Here is a 21,631-nt window from a genome sequence, read left to right as displayed (position 1 = left end):
AAGTCAGGGAATCGTAAGACTTCCTGGTGTGCGGATAACTGTAGGATTGGGAAGCAAATCAAACAATTAGGCGACACCTTACTGGAAGGGAGAAATGAGACGATGGCGGAGCAGATGGCTGAAGAGAGAAATTGGGATGCATTATGCGAGAGAGCGGAGAAATTACGAGGTGAAAAACTATCTTGGGCAAAAATCGCAGATCGACTGGGTGTGAGTGAAAGCACACTGTATCATAATGTTGCAAAACGCCGAGAGAAAAAAGAGAGCACAGGAATATCAAAGAGTACAAAATCGTTAGATACAGGGACACAAGTAGTTAGAAAGAGAGAGGGAAAGTCTGATAAGGGTGTTTGTGTATCTACTCAAACGGAATTAAAAATTGAACTGGAAAGAGTAAAGCAACAATTGCAAGATCGTGAGAAAGAATACATCACATTGTTAAATGAATGCAATCAGTTAAGCGAAAAGAAATGGGAAGTCGAAGCTGAACTACGAAAAACTCAAATTAGAATCAGCGCAGCAGAGGAAGCAGCTGAAATGGAACGGAAGCACCGCCTGGAATGTCAAGCAAAAGTGCAAGCATTAGGTATCGCATTGAAAGTTGTATTGTAGGTGTTTCACATGAAACTTACTAAAGAAGAACGTATCCAGCTTACCTATCAGATTGGCGATATCATCGAACAGAAATGTAGGCGGTGTTATTACAATCGTTCAGATGATGCGAGTTTCAGTATCAGCATTTGTGCGAATTGCCCGATTGGTCAGGAGTTACGCCAGTTGGGTAGGTATTTTGATACGGAGCCGAGACAGCGCGGAGGGAAACCTGGAAATATTCCGGATGGATTGACACCAGATCGTGTAAGGGAACTCAATAAACAGGGGATTCCAGATAAAGAAATTAGTATCATGTTTGAGCGAAGCACTTCTTACGTTGGAAAAGTAAAAAATAAATGGAGAAAGCAAGGATTATGGGAAGGGCCAAATCAGGTGGCTAAGAAAGCGAGTAAGGAGAAGAGGGGTGAACGAAATGTTAGTCCCTTCGAATAGTGGGAAACAAATGAAAGGGGATGGGTGGGCGTTTTGCCCAGTGGTCTTCTAGATTGTGTGTTGTCGCAAAATATAACAAAGGGGAAATGAAAAAATGAAGCAAATGCAAACTTTCGCACATAACATGTTCGGTAATTTAGAAATTTTAATTCAGAATGGAAAAGAGTACTTTCCAGCAATCGATGTTGCGAAAACTTTAGGGTACTCAAACCCTCATGATGCTGTAAGTAAACATTGTAAAAGAGACGGGGTCGCGTTTTGCGAGGTGGTTATTTCAGAGAAAAATCAAACGGTTGAAAAGAAATTCATCAACGAACCGAACCTATATCGTCTCATTGTGAAATCCAAACTCCCACAAGCAGAACAATTTGAAAAATGGGTATTTGAAGAGGTGCTTCCAAGCATTCGAAAACACGGGGCTTACATGACACCGCCTACGATAAACGCCTTACTACAAGACCCAGATTTACTCATCGGTCTCGCGTCGCAACTCAAATACGAGCAACAGGCAAGACAAATGGCAGAACAAAAGAATCTCATGTTGACACAACAAGTCGCAGAGAACGCATCTAAGATTACATACCTCGATCAAATTCTTCAATCAAAAGATACGGTAACCGTTTCACAAATTGCAGCCGATTATGGCTTATCAGCAGTACGATTAAATAAAATCTTAAAGGATGAAAAAGTACAGTACAAAGTAAACAATCAATGGCTCCTGTATGCGAAACATCAAAATAAAGGGTATACGAAATCGCAGACAATTGATGTGACACATTCGGATGGCAGCAAGTCTGTAAAGATGAATACACGCTGGACACAAAAAGGAAGGCTGTTTATCCATGATATGTTAACGAAGCGAGGCATTATTCCGGAAATGGATAGAAAGGCTGTTTAAATTTTATGCTGCAGAAAAACGACCTCATAGAACCGGGTAAATTTGCGTTAGAATCTTTTTTGAATGTCATAGGTGTCGGAAGAGTAATAACGTGTTAAAAAGAAGGATAGGACATTTAAATTAGAAGTAGAGGTTTTAATAAAAAAAGAGGAACTCTTTTGCGTAAGAGCTCCTCAGATAGAACAGAAAGGTTCGAAATCAAGTGTTTATAGTATGTGTATGTTTCAATTCTTTATACAAAAACAAGGCAGCTAGCCAACATGCTAACTGCTTTGTTTTTTGATAATAGAAGAAATTCATTCATGTCCGTAATTTTGAAGGTAACCCGTGTCAAGGGATTACTAATAGTATGAACGGCATTCGAAATTTTATTCAGGAGGGTATCGATGAATCAATTATCTTTTTTTGCCTATATCGATGAGAAAGAAATTCGCCCTTTTGTGATAGAAGAATTAAAGAAGTATAAGGTATTACGTGTTAGGTTTCAGAATCAGCGAGAACGAATGGAGATAGGTGCAGATATCTTATTTCCGGAATTACGAAAGGTAGATGTTCATGAACTTAAGTACAGACAATTACATCGTGCATTTGAACATGCTTTAGATCAAGATGAACAACGTATATTGGAAATGAAGTATATGAGTGCGACAGAGTTAAACGATGATTATATTTATACGGTATTAGGGATGAAGCGCGGTAAGTTTTATCGGAAACGAAAGTCAGGGATTTTGAATTTTGCAACTGCATTAGAGATGATATGAAAATTTATGGAACTTTTGGGGTACTGTTTGGGGCACTAAATCGGGTACCTTTTTAAGTTGGAATTGGAGGTACGATATTCTTACAGTTACTGTTTAGAAGACAGGAAGCTGTGGGGATAGCGTATCCACCATCATGTGAAGTGATGTGAGTGGGCCCCATTATCAAAACGTTACCGAAGAACGGGCATGGGCGGTAGGAACCCGCAATAGGACGAAAAGACCAAGGGAATTTATTTTATATTCATATACCAAGTTGGCTGTTTCTGTATAGCGGATGGCCAGCTTGTTTACATAGAACACAATGTATACATCAACTTGTGTAAGCGAGAGGAATTTATTTTATGAGGAGGAAACGAAATGAGCCACTTACAAATCATCGGGAAACAAACCGTAGCGGGATATGAGTTTACTGGAATTGAAGGTGGGTTTGGCGAAGGTAAGAAAGCGATGTTGGTAAAAGAGATTGCGGAGATTCATGGGCAGCCGTTAAAAAGCATAAATAGACGTATTAACGAGAATAGAAACAGATTTAGAGATGGTGTAGATATTATTGATTTAAAAGTGGGTGCTTTTGAAGCACTGAGTTTTGAAAGTTTAGGATATAACAAACAGTCGGTAGCAAATTCGAATTATATTTATCTTCTATCGGAACGTGGCTATGCTAAACTGCTAAAAATCCTCGAGGATGACACAGCATGGGAATTATATGACAAATTTGTAGATGGATATTTCCAATTACGAGTAGAGAACAAACAAAGCCGAGTTTCTGTTGTACAGATAGATGCAACAAAGGAAACAAATGCGCAGGCAAGACTGTTGAATGCCAAAACAAGACAAGCCAATCTACTCTTGAAAGCGGCAGAAACATTCAAAGAGTCTCTTTCAGCGGAGGCGAAGCAATCTTTAGTGGCACACGCTACCCGAATTGTAACAGGTGAAATGCTTCTTTCCTTACCAGAGGTACGTAAGACGTATACGGCAGGTGAAATCGGGGAAGAGTTAGGTGTTTCAGTGAACGCGATTGGTAGGCTTGCGAATAAACACAATCTGAAAACAGACGAATATGGAATGGAAGTCTTGGACAAGTCGAGATACAGCCATAAGCAAGTACCTACATTTCGATACTTTGAACATGTGAAGCCGATATTTCGGGAGTTATTGTCATAGTAAAAGTAATTTTCTATTTTAGGAGGGGAAGAAATATGTTTTTCAAAAGAAAGAAAAAGAAGGAACAGAATAAGAAAGTGAAACAAGAACATGGAAACAGAAATAGTGAGGGCACAACAAATGATTGGTTGATTCACAATGCGACGACATCCAGTGCAATCCACTCCAGTTTGGATTACAGTGGCTGTGATAGTAGTCATTCAAATTCATGTTCATCGCATTCATCGTATGATTCAGGAAGTTCATTTGATAGTTCGTCAAGTTGTGATTGAGTAAGTAGCTGAGTATGTGCTTGTTATTTCGGAGGAGGATGAAGGGTGGATAAACATTACGTAGAGCGGAATCTATAGATTCTATTAAATGTCGAGCAATTAAGGAGTGAGGATAGATGTGTAATGTTTCGAGATGTTGTTTAGCTTGTGACTATCAAATTAAAACTTATCAAGCGCCAGAAGATGAATATCAAGAAGTAACTGTTTGTCCGAAATGTAATGGTGCGTTTGTAGATATGTTTAAGTTAGAGAAGTACAAACAATCTAACGAGACTGTAGAACCTTTATTAACAATTACATTAACAGATATAGATGCTAAACCTATAGTTCATTACAAAGGTAAACAGATAGATAGAAAGTTACGGGTTGCATTCGATTGGGAAGCACAATCGATTAATAAGATTAATCGGACATACATTCATATTGAACATGTACCAGCTGATAATAAGCAATTCAATACTGAAGTTATTCAGCACAATCATCCTATTGTGGAAGGCCAAGTGGAGCTTTATCGGTTATGAAAGAATACAAAACCAAACAACAGAAGCGTAAGTTCTATGACAGTGGTAAATGGAAACAGTTACGTGAACAAGTAAAGAAGCGAGACAACTATGAATGCCAAGAGTGTAAGCGCAATGGTAGTGTTCGTGTGGACACCAATGAATACAGTGAGAGTGCCAAGCGTAAGAAGATTCAACTCGTTGTCCATCATATAAAAGAACTCGAACATCATCCTGAGCTTGCATTAGATATAAACAATCTTGAAACAGTCTGTGTGGATTGCCATAATAAAGAACACGGAAGATTCTTTGAAAAGAAACCGAATAAATGGGAAAACGATGAAAAATGGTGAAACTGATTCGGAAACAATCCCCCCCTTAAAAAATTTCAATCTTTTTCGGGGAACCGGGCACCGGGGAGGGGCTCGTTTTTCCAGATTTTTGAGCCATATCGCATAGGACCCCTACCCAGTATGAAGATATGATTGAATCGAGGTGATAGTATGGCGGACATTGATGAGCGTGAGGTGCTAGTTAACAAAGAAAAAAATCGTTTGAAAAGACTATTTAAAGAAATCCCACCTAGTAAGTTGAAAGTAGTTGAAGGGTTAATTATTCAGGCAGCAAGATTACGAGTTTTATTGAATGAGATGTGGATGGATATATCTGAGAATGGTGATTATGAAATGTTCTCACAATCTGATAAAACAGAGCCGTATGAAAGAGAACGGCCTGTGGCCCGGCTATATAATACCCGTGATCAATCATATCAAAGGGTCATTAAACAGCTAACAGATTTGTTGCCAGAAGGAAATAATAAAAAAGAAATTAAGAAGTATTCGGCAAGTGATTTAATATGATTGTTCATAAGTATGTAAGTGAATATATAGAACTATATGAGACGGGAACAGTGGTATTAAACAAAGAACGTATCATGCTTATAAATTATTTAAAGCAAGATATATTAACCCGTAATGATTTACATTTTGATGTGGATTTAATTCATAAATGTGTAACTTTCATAGAAAAGTGGCATTTCAAATTAAATTCCTTTCAGAAATTTTTAATAGCATTTGTGTTTTTGTTTGATGAATATGAGGATGTTTATTTTGATCAACACTTCTGGATGATGGCAAGGGGTGCTGGTAAAAATGGATTGATTAGTGCATTGACACACTTCTTTATTAGCGAATTGCACGGTATTGAGCATTATAATGTATCAGTAGTTGCTAATACAGAAAGGCAGGCAAAAACATCTTTTATAGATGTATTTGAAAAGAATAAAAAGCATGAAATATTAGACGAGCTATTTGTATCAACCAAACAATTGATAACGAATAAAGCAACTCGTTCGACTTTTGAATTTCATACATCAAATGCAGGAAGTAAAGACTCATTAAGAGATGGATGTGTCATTTATGATGAGATACACAGATATGAAAATAGCGATGTTGTAGAAGTATTCTCTAGTGGTTTAGGTAAGGTTCCTAACTCTAGGGAATTTTTTATTACCACAGATGGATTCGTTCGTGAAGGTTACCTTGACAAGATGAAAGAGCGAGCAATGAACATCTTGAAAGGAAAAGAAAAAGAAGATAGGTTGTTCCCTTTTATTTGTAAGCTTGATAATCCTGAAGAGGTAGACAATCCAGATATGTGGGAAAAAGCAAATCCGATGTTTAGTAAGCCTATGAGTCAATATGCTAGAGGGTTATTTAAAAAAGTTATGCGTCAGTATAAAAACCTTGAAAATGATCCATCTAACAGAGAAAACTTCATGACAAAAAGAATGAATTGGCCAGAAGTAGATTTAACAAAGGCTGTAGCCCCATGGGAGGAAATCATGCGTACAGGGTATGAAGAAGATGGGGAAACATTAAGGGAAATACCAGATTTAACACATAAAGTTGCTGTGGGTGGTCTCGACTACGCCAGTATTAAAGACTTTGCATCTGTGGGACTCCTTTTTAAACATAGGGAAAATTATATATGGAAAACTCACTCTTTTGTACGTAAAGGCTTCTTGGATAAAGTGAAGTTAAAAGCTCCTATTTATGAATGGGCTGAAAATGGGTTACTAACTATTGTAGACGAACCTGTTATTAATATTTCTCACATAGTTGAATGGTTTGTAAAAATGCGTGAAATGTATGGCGTGAATACGATTGTTGCAGATACATTCCGTTTGGATCTTGTTAAAACCGCACTCGAAGCAGAAGGGTTTACATTGTTATATATTCGTAACCCAAAAGCCATTCATTCTTTATTAGCGCCACGAGTTGAAACTTTATTTGCAAATGGACAAATTATCTTTGGTGATAATCCATTAATGCGTTGGTATACCAACAATGTTTACGTTCATATAAAAAAAGATGGCAACAAAGAGTACTTGAAAAAAGATGAATTTAAGCGGAAAACGGATGGGTTCCAAGCCTTTATTCACGCATTATGGCAAGCTGATAATATTCTTGAAGAAGAAGTTGAGTTTATGCTACATGAAATAGATTTTTAAGGGGGTGATTGCAATTGGCTGGCTTGATAATGTGTTTAACAAGAATAAAGAATTAGATTATATGTACGATGATGATATAGTTTCAGAAACTTCAAATAGGGTTCATATGAAGCGATTAGCTGTAGAAACATGTGTATCTTTTTTAGGGAGAACAATTAGTCAATCGGAGTTCAGAGTTAAAAATGGTGATGAATTTTTAAAAGATGAACTGTATTATCGATTGAATGTTAGACCGAATAAGAATATGACAGCAAGCACTTTCTGGGAAAAGTTAATTCGTAAATTAATTTATGAAAATGAGTGTTTAGTCATTCAATCTGATGATAGCGACTTACTTATTGCTGATTATTTTCAACATAATGAGTTCGCCGTATTTGAAGATACTTTTACAAATGTAGTAGTAAAAGATTATGAGTTTAAGCGTTCATTTAAACAAAGTGAAGTAATTCATTTGAAATATCGAAATGATAAGCTGTCGCCTCTAATTGATGGCTTGTTCACTGATTATGGCGATTTATTTGGACGGATATTAAGTTCTCAAAAACGTAAAAATCAAATTCGTGGTGTAGTAGATATAGAGGCTCAGACGGCAAAGTCCGAAGAAGGTCGAGGGAAATTGCAAAAGTTCGTTGAGAAAATGTATAAATCATTTGGAGAAAAAGATATTGCAATTGTGCCTCAACAACCTGGTTTTAAATTCAGTGAGACGTCTTCTGGTGGTGGAAGTTCTGGGCAAAGTGTGGAAGAAATCAATAAAGTAACAAATGGTTTTTTAAATCAAGTCGCAATGGCTATCGGAATTCCGACAGCTTTGTTATATGGAGAAATGGCTGATGTGGAGAAGCAAACCAAAAATTACATGCTCTTTACAGTGAAACCTTTGTTAAAAAAGATTTCAGATGAAGCAAACGTGAAGTTTTTCGAAATGAGAGATTATCTTGAAGGACAAAAAATTGAAGTGAAGGCCGTTTCTTATCAAAGTATTTTTGATCTTGCAACAAGTATCGACAAACTCGTTTCCTCAAGTGCATTTACTGGAAATGAGATTCGATTAGAAGTGGGATATGAATACTCAGATGATCCAAATCTTAATATCCATCATATTACGAAGAACTACAAAAAATTAGATGAATCCGAAGGAGGTGAGAAAGAAAATGACGGTGAAAATTGACGTAAAAGGCCCAATTATTTCTAATGACGAGGCTTGGATTTATGATTGGCTTGAAATGGATGCTACAAGCCCAGGTAAGATTTCAAAAGAACTTGATAATGCGAATGGCGAGGATTTAATTGTTTCAATTAATAGTCCAGGTGGCTATGTAGATGAGGGTTCAGAAATTTACACAGCATTAAAAAATTATTCTGGACATGTGGAAGTTCAAATTGTTGGGTTAGCAGCAAGTGCAGCTTCTATTATTGCTATGGCTGGCGATAAAGTTCGCATTTCACCTACAGCACAAATCATGATTCATAATGCTTCAATGTGGAATGGTGGAGACCATCGTGATATGACAAAAGCAGCAGAAATGTTAAAAATAACAGATCGTACACTTGTAAATGCTTATGTCATTAAAAGTGGTAAATCGGAAGAGGAACTACTTAATATGATGGCTGAAGAAACTTGGATGGGTCCGCAACAAGCATTAGAACATAATTTCGTGGATGAAATTATGTTTATGGAAAATCCAGTTAAAATGACAGCTTCAAGTGCCAACTCTTCCATGATTCCACAAAAAGTAATCGATGGTTTTAGAAACGGAACACTGAGCAAGAATAAATTACAAGGAATTACACAAGAAGATTTAAACGTAGCTTTATCAGGGTTGAAAAATGAAATTCTGAATGATTTACAAATGAATACAAATCCAAAAGAGCCTATTCAAGTTCCTGTTAAACCGAAACAGAATTTGGGTACGCTCTTTTTAACTTTAGGAGGAAAATAAAATATGGTGATTAAATTTAATAACTTTGAAGAAAAGAAACTAGCATTTGCGAAAGCGACTCAGGAAGGTACAGCAGAAGAACAATCGGCAGCATTGAATTCTATGATTGAAGCACTTGCTACAGATGTGCGTTCAGATATTTTAAATCAAGTAAATGAATCAATGGTAGATCGTTCAATTATGCAATCTCGTGGTGCTAATGTACTAACGAGTGAAGAAATGAAGTTCTTTAATGCAGTTGTGGAGGAAGGCGGCTTTAAGTCTACTGAAACATTACCAAAAACGACTCAGGAACGAATCTTTGATGATTTAGTTGAAGATCATCCTTTCTTACAACATATTGGTTTAGAGAATTTAGGGGCTGTAACAGAATTTATTTATGGAGATCCAGAAGGGGCAGCGGTATGGGGACCGTTATTTGATGGTATTAAAGGGCAATTAAATGCTACATTCCGTAAAGATAGCATCTCACAACTTAAATTAACGGCATTTATTCCATTAGCAAATGACATGTTGAAACTTGGACCTGTATGGGTAGAACGTTATGTTCGTACAATGATTACAGAGGCCATGAAAGTAGGTTTAGAACGTGGATTTGTAGCTGGTACGGGTAAAAATGAACCTATTGGGTTACTAAAAGATCCAAGTGGTAGCGTTGTGGATGGCGTATATCCTGATAAAAAGCCGGTAGGAACTTTAACGTTTGAACCAGGACGTAAAACGATCAATGAATTAAAAGGCGTAGTAAAATTACTAGCTAAAAAATTAAACGCTGATGGTTCAGATGCAGATAGACCAAAAAACATTGCAGGAAAAGTAGTTATGGTAACAAACCCGTTTGATACGTTTGATATTCAAGCAAACGCGACAATTCAAAATGCAGCTGGGGTATATGTGACAAGTTTACCATTCAATCCAATCCTTACAGAATCGGTATTTGTACCTCAAGGGAAAGTATTATTCTTTGTCAAAGGTCAATATGTTGCAGCAATGGGCGGAACAGAGCCAATCAAGAAGTATGAGGAGACTTTAGCTTTAGAAGACGCGACAGTTTATATTGCGAAACAATATGCGACAGGTAAGCCGAAAGATAAATATACATCTCAAGTTTATACATTGAAACTGGAAGAAACACCAGCAGCAACTAAATAAGGAATGATGTGAATGGAAACAGGAATGCCAAATGTAATACTACAACAATTTAAAGATAGGATGCGCTTAGGTGATGAGGAAGACGAGAACCTAAAGCGTATCCTTTCTATGTCTAACAAGGCATTACTTAGGGTTTGTGGGGATTATGATTTAAATACTAACGAGGAGTTCAAGGAATTGGTCTTTGAACGATCTCGTTATGTCTATAACGATGCCTTAGAGTATTTTGACAAGAATTTTTTAAGTCAGATTAATAGTTTAAGCATTGATAAAGCTTTAGAAGAGATTAAACTGGGCGGTGATTAATATGCAACCGTTTAGATATAAAAAACCATTGAATGCAGCAAAGTTAAATAAACGAATTACACTTGAACAGAAAGCAGAAACGAAGGATGAAGAGGGGAATGCACTTCCATCCGGATGGAAAGAGTTTGCTAAAGTTTGGGCAGAACCTAAAACACCATTTGGTACAGGTTTTAGGTCAGAAATATTTCAAGGAAATGCAGAGTTTGTTATTAAATTAATAAATTTTACAATTCGATATCGAGAAGGTATTCATTCAGCAATGCGTGTAAGGTACGATGAGAAGTTATACGAGATTAAGTCAGTTATTGATATCGACGAACAACATAAGGAAATGTGCCTTATTTGTGAGGAGCGATTGAATTGGCAGAATTAGAAGTTTTCGGCATTGAGGAATGGATTAGGGATTTAGAACAATTAGGACAAGATGTTCCTCTAATCACAAAACAATCGTTACAAGCTGGAGCAAAGGTATTCAAAAAGAACTTAGAAAGAAATTCTCCTGTCGGTCCGGAGGTACAAAAACCAACTCCAAAACAATCATGGCGAGATGGAAAACATGCTAAGGATGCTATTCATATAGGGAAAGTTGTAAAGAAAGGTAGTTCCTATTCAATTGAAATTGGATGGGACAAAGCAGATAATTCGCCGCATTATTATATGAAATTTCAAAACTGGGGAACAAGTAAAAATCCAAACCCACCACACAAAGGGTTTGCTGAGAAAACTTTAATCCAAAGTGAAAAAGAAGCCCTAAAAGAAATGGAAAGGGAATTTATGCGGAGGATTACAGGCCTATGAAAAATTTTAATAAGGAAATATTTGATGTTTTACGTACAGATGTAGTTATTAAATCTGAGTTAGGTGGAGAATTCATATATCAATTTGTCAAAGGAAATGACAAAACAGATATATGGATTACATTTTCAGAGTTAAATAGTTCTCCTGGGCTATATGCAGAGAATGAGGAAAAAACCACTAACGTTATGTATCAGGTTGATATATGGTCAATGGCACCAATCAAAACACAATTAAAAAGTGCAGTTCAGGCAGCTATGAAAAAGCTGTCTTTTCAGCGTGTAAGCACCTATCCAGATTATGAAATGGATACAAAAATTTATCGGTATGGTTTTCGTTTTATAACGGAAATCATGAACTAAGGAGGAAAAAGAACTATGGCAATGACAATCGATTTTAGAGATTTGCATTACGCGATTTTAACAGAAACACCAGATGGTAAATTTACTTACACTACACCAAAACGGATTGGTAAAACAGTTAGTGGTAAAGCAGCACCTAAAGCAGAATCAGTAACTTTTTATGCTGAAGGTGGACCAGCAGCGACAGCGAGTGCATTTGGTGGAACGGAAATTGAATTAGAAGTTGATACATTGCCTTTATCCGTTTATGCGGAGTTGTTAGGTAAAAAGGTTGTAAAAGGTCAAGTTGTTGATAATACAAGTGATGTACCACCCTATGTAGCTTTACTATATCGTTTACCATATGACAACGGAAAAAATCTATATGTATGCTATTACAAAATGAAGTTTGAGCTTCCAAGTGATGAGCACAAAACAGCAGAAGACAAACCGACATTCCAAAGTGCGAAAATTAAAGGGAAAGCAATTCAACGTTCTGATGGCAACTGGAGACATCGCTTAGATGAAGAGGAAGTTGGTTTTGATCCAACTGTTGCAGCGAATTGGTTCAAGGCAGTACCAACGCCACCAACAGCAGCTTAAAAATAATAATTGAAGGGGATAGCGGGTGCTATCCCTCTTTTAATGTAGGAGGAAAAACGAATGAAAATTACATTGCAAAATGCAGAGGGACAAAAAGATTATTATTTACCACAATTTATTCCGGGCTCAGCAACTTTTGAAGCATCTAAATTAGCAGATGAATTACAAGCGGATCTTGTATCTAAAGAAACAATTGAAAGAGCAGCTCATTTTATAGCTCGTATATATGGAGATCAATTTACGGCTCAAGAGTTTGTTGAGGGTACACATGTATGGTTTTTAAGTTTAACAATACATTCCGTTTGTTTAACAATTATGGGCCGTTTAAATGAGGCAATAAAAGTAATGGAAACGGTAGAAGATGCGAAAAAAAAGTTGATGAAACAACTAGAGAGGAAGCCGAAAAGAAAACGTTCAAATACGAGGACATCGTAATTGATATATATAACGTCCTTATGGATGCTGGAATGACACAAAATCAAATCAATGAGATGGATATTGCGTTTTACTTTACCTGTATGGCTAGAAAACAAAAAGCAAATCGTGTGACATCAGCTAATCAAGCGCCAGCATGGTTATAAAGGTAGGTGAGAATGTAAATGGCACTAGGAGATAATACGATAGGTGGTCGTGTCCGTTTGGATACAGATCAATTTGAAAATGGAATTGCAGGTATTAATAGAAGTTTGAAAAGAATAGATGCTGAATTTCGAAACACTTCAGAACAGTTACGTGGCGTTGGTTCTGAGATGGATCAATTGCAAAATAAGGCAAACCATCTAAATCAAAAGATGGAAGCACAAACGCAAAAAATGAAGCATTATGAGCAAGCTTTGAGGACTTCGCAACAAAAACAACAAGAAATGCGCCAAAAATGTGAGCAGTTAGCTACATCTATGCAACAATTAGAACAAGAGATACAGCAAAGTACGCAGGCATACGGGAAAAATGCCCAAGAAACAAAAGACTTACAAGCTCAATATAATCAATTACAGCAAGAATATAAGCAAGGTACACAAGCTTTACAGCGATTAACTGCACAAGTTTCTCGAAATGATACAGCCTTTCATAACGCTTCAGCAGCGTTACATCGTTTTCGTAATGAATTAGGCGATACGGAAGAAAGAATGGAGCAACTAAGCAACGTTTCTGGAAGAGTACGAGAGCGTATGAATGAAGTTGGAAATAGTATGCAAGAGACTGGCACTAGAATTAGTCAAGGATTTGGTGCAGCGGCAGTTGGTGTAGCAGCAGGAGTTGGAGCTTTAGTAGTAAATGCGAGTCAATTTGAAGAGGCAAACAAGAAGGTTCAGGCTGGTTTAGGATTAACAAGGGAAGAAAGCTTAAAAGTTAGTGCTGTAGCAAGAGAAGTATGGCGTGAAGGTTATGGTGAAGATTTAGCTAGTGTCAGCGATTCTTTAGTTAAAGTAAAGCGCAATATTAAAGATATAAATGATGATGAAACATTAAAACAAGTGACTCGTGATAGTGAGATTTTAGCAGAGACAATGGAATCAGATGTAAATGAGGTCACTCGTGGTGCCTCTCAATTAATGGGACGTTTTGGGTTATCTGGACAACAAGCATTTGATTTATTAGCACAAGGTTCCGCAAAGGGTCTAAACTATTCCAATGAGTTGTTTGATAATTTAAGTGAGTATGGTCCTTTATTCCATGAGATGGGCTTTAGTGCAGAAGAAATGTTTACGATTCTCATTAATGGCTCGCAGAATGGTGCGTACAATTTAGATTATGTGAACGATGTTATGAAAGAATTCCAAATCCGTGTGAAAGATGGCTCAAAATCTACTTCAGATGCTATGGGACAAATGTCAGAAGGTACACAAAATGTATGGAAAGAGTTCTTAAAAGGAAAAGGTACAGTAAAAGATGTCTTTCATGCTGTATTAAATGAACTTAAAACAAGTGATGATCAAATTAAAGTTAACCAACTTGGAGTTTCACTTTTCGGAACAAAATGGGAAGATCTCGAAGCTACTACTATGTTATCACTAAACAACATGGAAACGGGTCTAGGCGATTATAGTGGTGCAATGAATAAAATGGTTGACGGTTACGATACGAGTGCAAAACAATGGAAATCCGTCACTCGAGAACTACAAATTGCATTAGAGCCACTCGGTAAGGTAATTCTAGATATCGCTAAACAAGCTATACCGGAATTGAAAGAATCAATTAAAGGCGTAGCAGATTGGTTCAATGGGTTAGATGATAGCTCTAAAAAAGTGTATGGTACGGCATTATTGTTGGCTCCAGCAGTTTTAGGAGTAGTGAGCGCTCTTGGAATGCTTTCTTTTGCTGTAGGTGCAATTATAGCAAATCCAGTTGTAGCAACAATTGGCGGAGTTGTCATTGGACTAGGTGCTTTAGGGTTTGCTTTTGCTGATGCGGGTAAAAAAGCGCAAAAAGCTGAGGAAGATAGTCGTAGATTTGGTGATGGCGTCAGTGAGGGAACCAAAAAAGCGATGGAAGGGTATGTAAACTTAAAAGAGCAAGCTTTTAAAACCCTAGATGAAATACCGGTTTTAACAGGTGATAAGGCTAAAGAAGCTGTGCAACGAGCTCATGAGGAATTTGGAAAGTTAGCTGATGAAGCAATCCAAGCAATCAATAAAGATAAAGGTAAGTTCCAGACACATTTAGAAAGTTGGTTTGCCGGAGAAACGGACCCCGCAGTAAAACGTGCGAAAGATAAAATTTTAAACGACCAAATGGAAGTCTATAAGGCGCAAGAAGAGGCTGTTATAAAGGCTAATGAGAAGATTCAAAGTCTTTTGACGCAATATAATGGTCAAATCTACAAGATGACAGAAGCGGATAAAAAGGTGTTTTTAACAGCGTTACAATCTATTGATGCAGAAGTAGGGAAATCGGCAGCTAATAGTGTAAATGAGATACAAAAGATTGGTAAAGCGATGGATAATTTTAATAAAAATACGTCCGTCGACACAATCCAAGGGAAAGTAAAAGAGTTAGGAAAGGAATATACAAATTTATATAACGACTTAGAAAAAGCCAAACAAAAAGAAATCGAATTTGCCAAAACTCATATTTCAGATTCTACACAACAAGAAATAGCCATTGCGCAGATTAGTAAAAAATACTCAGAACAATCTGTTTTAATAACAGAAGGGTATAAACAACAGCTAAAGCAAGCTCAAGATGTATTGAAGTCTAAAGGAATTGAAATGGACTTAACATCAGGTATTACAAAAGCTGAACAAGAAAAAATTACAATACAAGGTAGAAGCTTTGGCGAATACGTTAAGAATTCAGAAATGATTGAGAGCAAAAATGACAATCTCTTTAGAAGACTTCAAGAACGATCAGCAAAAGAGTCTGAATTACGTCAAAAAAGTGCGGAAGAAGTAAAAAGATATGGTGAGGCTTTAATTGCGAATTCTAATACTGTTTATGATAGCTTATTTCAATCAACTCGTGAAAAGGCTGTACAAGTTGGTAGTGATATCGCTTACGCCTTAGAAGATGGTACAAAGGCTGTTAATTTAGGGGAAAAAGGCGTAGTAAAGGTCGAAGAATTTGTTGATGGTATAAAAACGGGTAAATATAAGGTCCAGGATGTAGCAGTTGCTCTTATTCATACCATGCGTATTGAAATGGGGAATAAACCATTAACAGCAGAAGGTATTAAGGTTATGACAACCTTTGCAGATGGTTTAAAGCAAATGAACGTATCTGATATTGCTACAAAGTTAAACCTGGATCTTAAGAAGAACTTGGAAGTTGACTTAGGACCGCTTGGTAAGATGACATCTACACAATTCGTAAATGGTTTAAAAGAAGGCACAGTTGGTATAGACGCTGTGTTTATTTTTTTTCAACAACATTTATCTAAGTTAACGGCAAAAGATTTATCCCAAGACGGCACAAAAATAATGGCCACTTTAAAAACAGGTATGGAAATGGGATTCCTTAGCGTTCAAGATGTATTACAAAAGCTTGGGGTTAGTATCGAAGATAAAACAAAATATAATCTTGGTCCGAATGGTGAAGTTACTATTTCTTCACTTGTGAAAGGATTACAGACAGGCCAATTCAGTATCGATCAGGCGCTTGAAGTAATCAGACAAATGGTTGTACAAAAAACGAATATTGATGCAACCGCGCAAGGGGCTGCCATTCCGCAAACATCAGCAGATGGAATTCGTCAAAATAGTGGCCAACCTGTGCAAGCTGCCCAAGAAATCAAACAATCTATAGAGCAGACACTTGGCTCTACAACAGACGGAAATGGTGGAGCATCTTCCACTATATTAATGAATCGGATCATGGCTCAAAATAAGCCCGGTATTATCGGAGAAGCTACAAGTATTAAACAAGGTGTAGAACAACAACTAGGTAGTACAACGGACAATAATGGTGGTAATAATTCCACTTCCATGATGCGGAGTGCTATTGCAAATAATCAAGGAAATGTAAATGGAGCGGCCGCAGGGGTAAAACAAAATGTTGAAAATACGTTAGGTTCAACTACTGATGGAAATGGCGGAGCTTCTTCAACATTAATTATGCAACGTTTGATAAATGGGAATAGAGGAAATGTTGTTGGTGCAGCAAATAATGTAAAATCTGGGGTAGAGAGCACTTTAGGAAATGCAACAGATGGTGGCGGTGGAGATAAGGCTGGTAATAAATTTGCTAATGATTTAGGTTCTAAGCGTGGAGCGGCACAGGGAAGTGGCGCGAATGTTGCAGGTGGCGGCTTAAGTGGACTTGGTTCCATTATTGCAAATTCAGTAGGACTTTCTTTTGCACAAGGCTTTGCTTATGGTATGGATGGTGCTTTTGGCCAAGTTAGAGCGAGAGCAGCTTCTTTAGCTAACGCAGCATTCGAAGCTTTAAAAGCCACATTAAACGTAAACTCACCATCTAGACTTACAAGAGATCAAGGTGGTATGCCATTTGGTGAAGGTTTTGCCTTGGGGATTCAAAAATCGGCTTCTATGGCTGAAAAAGAAAGTCGTTCACTTGGGGTGAAAGCAAATAAAGCTCTTGTAAATGAACTACAGTTGAATAGTGATCCAAATAGAATGACCTTTGCAGGAGTTCGTATGGCACAAGGTCTTGCTACGGGGATTAAAAGTCAATATTCAGTAGTGCGTGATGCTTTGCAAACCACAGTAGAAGGCGCTATAGATGGCATCCGATCTATTCGGCCTGAGGAAATTTTCAGCTTGCAAGGAGATGATCCGCTAACAAAATACTTCAACGCAATTTTTATAGATGGAGATTGGCAAAACGATTGGATTACACACATTCCAGAAAGCATGCGTGACATGGTAAGAGAAATCGGTCGTCAAATGGAACGTTTTGAAGGGTTGTCGGTATATGACGTTGGAAAACTGTCCAAATGGAGAGAAGTTCTATCAGATAATCCTAATGTAATCCAGTATAGACCAGACAACGATAATCCGGATAAACAAACGAGGCAGCCCGCACAAATTGTAAATCATTTTTATAATCAAGATACTTCTGAAGTAATGAGACAGCAGAAAAGAGTGCTAAATGAAGTTGCTTTCACATGGGGAGGGACATCATGAGTAAGCGAGTGATAATTGAAAACCAAAGACTAGAAAAAATTGAATTCGGACCATTGCCACCATATGTCCTCACTTCAATTGACCTTTCAGGAAGTGAGGCTGAAATTGTTCAGACTCAAGGATATATGCAAGATGGTTTTACTCCTAGATCGGTCACAATGAAGGGGATGCAATATCCCCTTGAATTTTATATTGAAGCTTCAAACTCAAGAGAATTGTTTGAGTTACGCAGAAAGTTAAATCGAGTGTTAAGTCCTAAAGCAGGACCATTTACAATAACTGTACAAATGCCACATGGTACATTTCAAAATACAATCATTATTGAAAACCTACCGAAATACAGAGTAGAAGATGAACAATTTTTGATTTTACAACAAGGATTATTTCATATTACTACCTCAGATCCATATTGGAAAAATGAAAGCGATATAGAAGTACCTTTATTATCATGGACACCAAAATTCAGCTTTCCTTTTTCATTTAGACCAACAGTACAATTTGGATATAAAGGTGAAAAGCAAAGGGTAATCAATAATGGTGATGAGGAAACGCCTGTTAAAATAGATATTTTTGGCCCGTGTACAAATCCAAAAATCACAAATCTTACAACGATGAAATCTGTACAAATCAATCGAGACATTCTGGCAGGAGAACGTCTTGAAATCAATACAGCATATGGTCAAAATACCGTTGAACTTGTAGGTATAGATGGAACAAGGAGAAATGCATACAACTGGATTGCTCCGGGAGTGAGATTGAATGAATTTAGATTACAGGTTGGTCTAAATATATTAGATTATAGTGCGAATGCAGGTAGAGAGAGTGCAACGGTTCGTATTCGTTTTAGAGAAAGATATACAGGGATATAAAATAAAAGAAAGGGGTGAGAACGTATCATGGCAGAGCGTTCTTTTTTCTTTGATGGCGAAGATAAATTATATAATTCACAAGATTTTGCTCAATTATTTGATATGTTTTTCGGAACTGGAGTTGTAAAAGGATATTTGCATAATATGAACATAATCTCTATATCAGATGGTATGAAAACTTCTGTGAACTCAGGATGTGCGGTGATATATGGGAGGGGGTATATCCTTGAGGGGTTACGTATTTTAGTACATGACCCAGCGCATGATACGTTAGACCGTATAGATCGGATTGTTTTACAGTTAAACCTTGCAACTAGAAGTATTAATCTTATTGTAAAAAAGGGAGCGGTAGCAGCACTTCCAGTACCTCCAGCATTACAACAAGACAATATGAACAATGGAGGTATTATATATGAGTTGCCAATTGCCCAAGTTCGAATTATAAAAGGAAAATCATTTATTGAGGGTACGCAAATCACTGATGAGCGTACTTTTTGTGATTTACAGGGACAAACAGGGCTATATGCAAAGAAAAAACAGCGTAATTGGGAGGTTCCGGGTTTCAGGAATGGTTGGACACCAGCGAGGAAAGACGGGATGGTTTCGTACTTCTTAGATGATTTTGGAGTCATTCATTTTCGAGGGGCAGTTATGAGTGGATACACAAACAATGGAATGGTTATTTTAGCAATTCCAAGTGATTTAGCTCCACTGGAACCGCAATATAGACCTGTTACTACAATTGACTATAATGGAGGATTTGGGGTTGGTCATGTTGTGATGTGGTCAGATGGACAATTGATATGTAAAAATGTACCAACGAATCGAGAGGTAGATATTTCTACCATTTCGTATGCGACAAAATATGCACACCAATAAGAGAGGGGAAAAGGAATTGATTATCTATACACCAGACTTAGAAAAAATCGGTGAAATTAGCAATTATGAATCACTTAATTTCGGACGTTCATGGGAAGATGTTGGAACTTTCGAATTACAAGTTCCCAACGATGCTAAGTATGCAATAAGTCTCTTTGATGATAACTTTATTTTAATAGATGAAAAGCGTGTGGGAATTATTACGAATTATTCTATAGATAAAAATGATAAAAGAACGGTAAAAGGATTTCAATTAAAAAAGATTTTGGGTAATCGAATCATAACTCCGCCGCCAAATACAACCCATGATAGACGCTATGCAGATGCAGAAACGGTTATGAAACATTATGTGGATAGACATGCGGTATATCCATCAGATTCAAATCGATTAATTCCGAATCTCGTTATAAAGGTAAATCAAAAAAGAGGAGGATATATACAAGTTGAAAGTCGCTTGAAAAATCTTGCAGAACAACTAAAAGAAATATCCTTAGCTTCTGAGTTAGGATGGGATGTATATCTAGATGAAACCACTAGACAATTTGTTTTCGATGTTTTTGCTGGGAGAAACTTGACAAGGCATCAACAGACATATCCACCTGTCATTTTCTCCATTGCTTTAGAAAATGTTCTGGAACGTGAATTTGAAAAAGACACATCAAATTATAAAAATACAGCATACGTTGGTGGACAAGGTGAGGGAGAAGAGAGAAGGATTGTAGAGGTTTCGACAGAGCAAGCTAAAGGTTTAGCAAGAAAAGAAGTGTTTATTGATGCTAGGGATGTAAGTAATCAAACAGAAGATAAAAAAGATAAACCTGAATCGGAAATGTATCAAATGCTTTCAGATCGTGGGCGACAAAAGCTAGAGAGCGAATACAATGAAATTGTTGAGTTTGCATGTGTTATAACGGAGAAACCAGGAATGGAATATGAAAAGGATTGGACAATAGGGGATATCGTAACATGTGAAGATGAAAAGATTGGGTTATCAATGGATGCTAGGGTTACGAATGTGGAAGAAGTGTATGCAAATAACAAACGAGAATTGAAAGTAACATTTGGGGCAAAACGTACGGATATCACAAGGGTATTGCAAAGAGAGCTTTCTCAACTAAAAAATATCATTCGAAACTAAGATCATACAGGGTCTTTTTTTTGATTGGCAAGGAGTGAAGAGATTGAAACGTTCCTATGAAATTATCGTAGATACGCGACAAGAAAATCGTATGTATGATATAGAGTTTTCTCAAAATAATTTGAATACGTCAGAATTAATCATAAGCATCACGGAAGGTGAACATCAGCCTTTTGTGTTACAAGATACGGATACCATTGTGATTGCGTTCAAGAAACCAGACCAAACGTTGGTATTTCAAAACAAGGATATTAAGATTCTAGAGAAAGAAAAGGGAAAAATCAGTGTTTCTTTGACGACGCAAACAATTGCAAAAACAGGCACAGTATTTTGTGAAATATCCATTGAACGAGAAGAATTAGGTGTGAAAAAACGAATAAGTACCTTTCCGTTTTCTTTCAAAGTTAGGGATTCATTATTAGCAGATGATAACATTGAATCGAAAAATGAATTTCAGCTTTTTGAAAAGATTATGAAAGCTGGAAAGACATTAGAAGGAGTGGATTTAACTACAATTACAGACTTCCTTCCGAATCAACGGGATTTTATTGAATTACTTCGGAACCATAATACTTCATCTAACATGTATACACGTATTGTAGGGGACCGTACACTTGATATACTTATACCACTTCGTGGGAACAAGGTGGCCCATTACACGTTGCGTAAAGATACAAAAGATGACTATGTAAAATTAGAAGATTGCGCGATTTCCAATCTGAATGTTGTAGCCCAAAAGGTGAATGCAATCAACTATAAAAGTGATACGGGAGCCATGCAAAAAGCGAATCCACCAAACTACTACACGACTACAGTAGGTGATACATTCACATTTACATTTGATGGTACGGGTTTTGACTTTCAAC

Annotated in this window: 24 protein-coding genes; all 24 read left to right on the top strand. The window is 37.0% G+C overall.

The annotated features are described in order from the left end of the window. On the top strand, positions 1 to 612 hold a 612-nt coding region (locus ACODS7_RS25240), incomplete at its 5' end, for an antiphagocytic M protein (protein ID WP_488827842.1). Positions 613 to 621: 9 nt separating this feature from the next. Next, on the top strand, positions 622 to 1,047 hold the full coding sequence (locus ACODS7_RS25235; protein WP_243168932.1) for a zinc-finger domain-containing protein: 426 nt from the start codon (positions 622 to 624) through the stop codon (positions 1,045 to 1,047). 94 nt (positions 1,048 to 1,141) lie between these two features. Beyond that, positions 1,142 to 1,945, top strand: coding sequence for a phage antirepressor KilAC domain-containing protein (locus ACODS7_RS25230; RefSeq protein ID WP_243168917.1), 804 nt, complete (start codon positions 1,142 to 1,144; stop codon positions 1,943 to 1,945). 386 nt (positions 1,946 to 2,331) lie between these two features. Beyond that, the gene (locus ACODS7_RS25225; RefSeq protein ID WP_243168916.1) at positions 2,332 to 2,706 is read left to right on the top strand and encodes an ArpU family phage packaging/lysis transcriptional regulator; all 375 of its coding nucleotides are present in this window, start codon (positions 2,332 to 2,334) and stop codon (positions 2,704 to 2,706) included. A 357-nt stretch (positions 2,707 to 3,063) separates the two neighbouring features. After that, complete coding sequence (locus tag ACODS7_RS25220) at positions 3,064 to 3,873, top strand: ORF6N domain-containing protein (protein ID WP_243168895.1); 810 nt, start codon at positions 3,064 to 3,066, stop codon at positions 3,871 to 3,873. 138 nt (positions 3,874 to 4,011) lie between these two features. Beyond that, positions 4,012 to 4,149 (top strand): hypothetical protein, encoded by a 138-nt coding sequence (locus ACODS7_RS25215; protein WP_289667660.1) that lies wholly within the window; start codon positions 4,012 to 4,014, stop codon positions 4,147 to 4,149. Between the two features lie 112 nt (positions 4,150 to 4,261). Next, on the top strand, positions 4,262 to 4,666 hold the full coding sequence (locus ACODS7_RS25210; RefSeq protein ID WP_243168893.1) for a hypothetical protein: 405 nt from the start codon (positions 4,262 to 4,264) through the stop codon (positions 4,664 to 4,666). Beyond that, the gene (locus tag ACODS7_RS25205; RefSeq protein WP_243168892.1) at positions 4,663 to 4,998 is read left to right on the top strand and encodes an HNH endonuclease; all 336 of its coding nucleotides are present in this window, start codon (positions 4,663 to 4,665) and stop codon (positions 4,996 to 4,998) included. The genes ACODS7_RS25210 and ACODS7_RS25205 overlap by 4 nt, the downstream gene beginning before the upstream one ends. A gap of 150 nt (positions 4,999 to 5,148) precedes the next feature. Then, positions 5,149 to 5,505 carry a hypothetical protein gene (locus ACODS7_RS25200; protein WP_000763337.1) on the top strand — a complete coding sequence of 119 codons (357 nt, stop codon included), beginning with the start codon at positions 5,149 to 5,151 and terminating at the stop codon, positions 5,503 to 5,505. Beyond that, positions 5,502 to 7,157, top strand: coding sequence for a terminase TerL endonuclease subunit (locus ACODS7_RS25195; RefSeq protein WP_243168891.1), 1,656 nt, complete (start codon positions 5,502 to 5,504; stop codon positions 7,155 to 7,157). The genes ACODS7_RS25200 and ACODS7_RS25195 overlap by 4 nt, the downstream gene beginning before the upstream one ends. A 4-nt stretch (positions 7,158 to 7,161) precedes the next feature. Next, entirely contained in the window at positions 7,162 to 8,328 is a 1,167-nt protein-coding gene (locus ACODS7_RS25190) for a phage portal protein (protein ID WP_243168890.1), read from the top strand. Further along, positions 8,312 to 9,100, top strand: coding sequence for a head maturation protease, ClpP-related (locus ACODS7_RS25185; RefSeq protein WP_243168889.1), 789 nt, complete (start codon positions 8,312 to 8,314; stop codon positions 9,098 to 9,100). Before ACODS7_RS25190 ends, ACODS7_RS25185 begins: the two co-directional genes overlap by 17 nt. A 3-nt stretch (positions 9,101 to 9,103) precedes the next feature. After that, positions 9,104 to 10,252 carry a phage major capsid protein gene (locus tag ACODS7_RS25180; protein WP_243168888.1) on the top strand — a complete coding sequence of 383 codons (1,149 nt, stop codon included), beginning with the start codon at positions 9,104 to 9,106 and terminating at the stop codon, positions 10,250 to 10,252. Between the two features lie 12 nt (positions 10,253 to 10,264). Beyond that, positions 10,265 to 10,558 carry a hypothetical protein gene (locus ACODS7_RS25175; RefSeq protein WP_243168887.1) on the top strand — a complete coding sequence of 98 codons (294 nt, stop codon included), beginning with the start codon at positions 10,265 to 10,267 and terminating at the stop codon, positions 10,556 to 10,558. Position 10,559: 1 nt separating this feature from the next. Further along, the gene (locus ACODS7_RS25170; protein ID WP_243168886.1) at positions 10,560 to 10,931 is read left to right on the top strand and encodes a phage head closure protein; all 372 of its coding nucleotides are present in this window, start codon (positions 10,560 to 10,562) and stop codon (positions 10,929 to 10,931) included. Continuing rightward, the gene (locus tag ACODS7_RS25165) at positions 10,919 to 11,356 is read left to right on the top strand and encodes an HK97-gp10 family putative phage morphogenesis protein (protein ID WP_243168885.1); all 438 of its coding nucleotides are present in this window, start codon (positions 10,919 to 10,921) and stop codon (positions 11,354 to 11,356) included. Before ACODS7_RS25170 ends, ACODS7_RS25165 begins: the two co-directional genes overlap by 13 nt. After that, positions 11,353 to 11,715 (top strand): tail completion protein gp17, encoded by a 363-nt coding sequence (gp17, locus tag ACODS7_RS25160; RefSeq protein ID WP_243168884.1) that lies wholly within the window; start codon positions 11,353 to 11,355, stop codon positions 11,713 to 11,715. The genes ACODS7_RS25165 and gp17 overlap by 4 nt, the downstream gene beginning before the upstream one ends. A gap of 15 nt (positions 11,716 to 11,730) precedes the next feature. Next, positions 11,731 to 12,297: a major tail protein gene (locus ACODS7_RS25155; protein ID WP_006927828.1), complete on the top strand. Its 567-nt coding sequence runs from the start codon at positions 11,731 to 11,733 to the stop codon at positions 12,295 to 12,297. Positions 12,298 to 12,357: 60 nt separating this feature from the next. Further along, on the top strand, positions 12,358 to 12,732 hold the full coding sequence (gpG, locus tag ACODS7_RS25150; RefSeq protein ID WP_243168883.1) for a phage tail assembly chaperone G: 375 nt from the start codon (positions 12,358 to 12,360) through the stop codon (positions 12,730 to 12,732). Between the two features lie 164 nt (positions 12,733 to 12,896). Next, positions 12,897 to 17,879, top strand: coding sequence for a phage tail tape measure protein (locus ACODS7_RS25145; RefSeq protein WP_243168882.1), 4,983 nt, complete (start codon positions 12,897 to 12,899; stop codon positions 17,877 to 17,879). After that, positions 17,876 to 18,748, top strand: coding sequence for a phage distal tail protein (locus ACODS7_RS25140; RefSeq protein WP_243168881.1), 873 nt, complete (start codon positions 17,876 to 17,878; stop codon positions 18,746 to 18,748). Before ACODS7_RS25145 ends, ACODS7_RS25140 begins: the two co-directional genes overlap by 4 nt. Positions 18,749 to 18,775: 27 nt before the next feature. Continuing rightward, on the top strand, positions 18,776 to 19,627 hold the full coding sequence (locus ACODS7_RS25135; protein WP_243168880.1) for a structural protein: 852 nt from the start codon (positions 18,776 to 18,778) through the stop codon (positions 19,625 to 19,627). A gap of 16 nt (positions 19,628 to 19,643) precedes the next feature. After that, positions 19,644 to 20,765: a siphovirus ReqiPepy6 Gp37-like family protein gene (locus ACODS7_RS25130; protein ID WP_243168879.1), complete on the top strand. Its 1,122-nt coding sequence runs from the start codon at positions 19,644 to 19,646 to the stop codon at positions 20,763 to 20,765. A gap of 43 nt (positions 20,766 to 20,808) precedes the next feature. Beyond that, on the top strand, positions 20,809 to 21,631 hold an 823-nt coding region (locus ACODS7_RS25125), incomplete at its 3' end, for a BppU family phage baseplate upper protein (protein WP_488827833.1).

The organism is Bacillus sp. FG16 (assembly GCF_057809515.1).
Note: the sequence above shows the minus strand (reverse complement) of the source record. Positions and strands in the feature narration are given on the sequence as shown.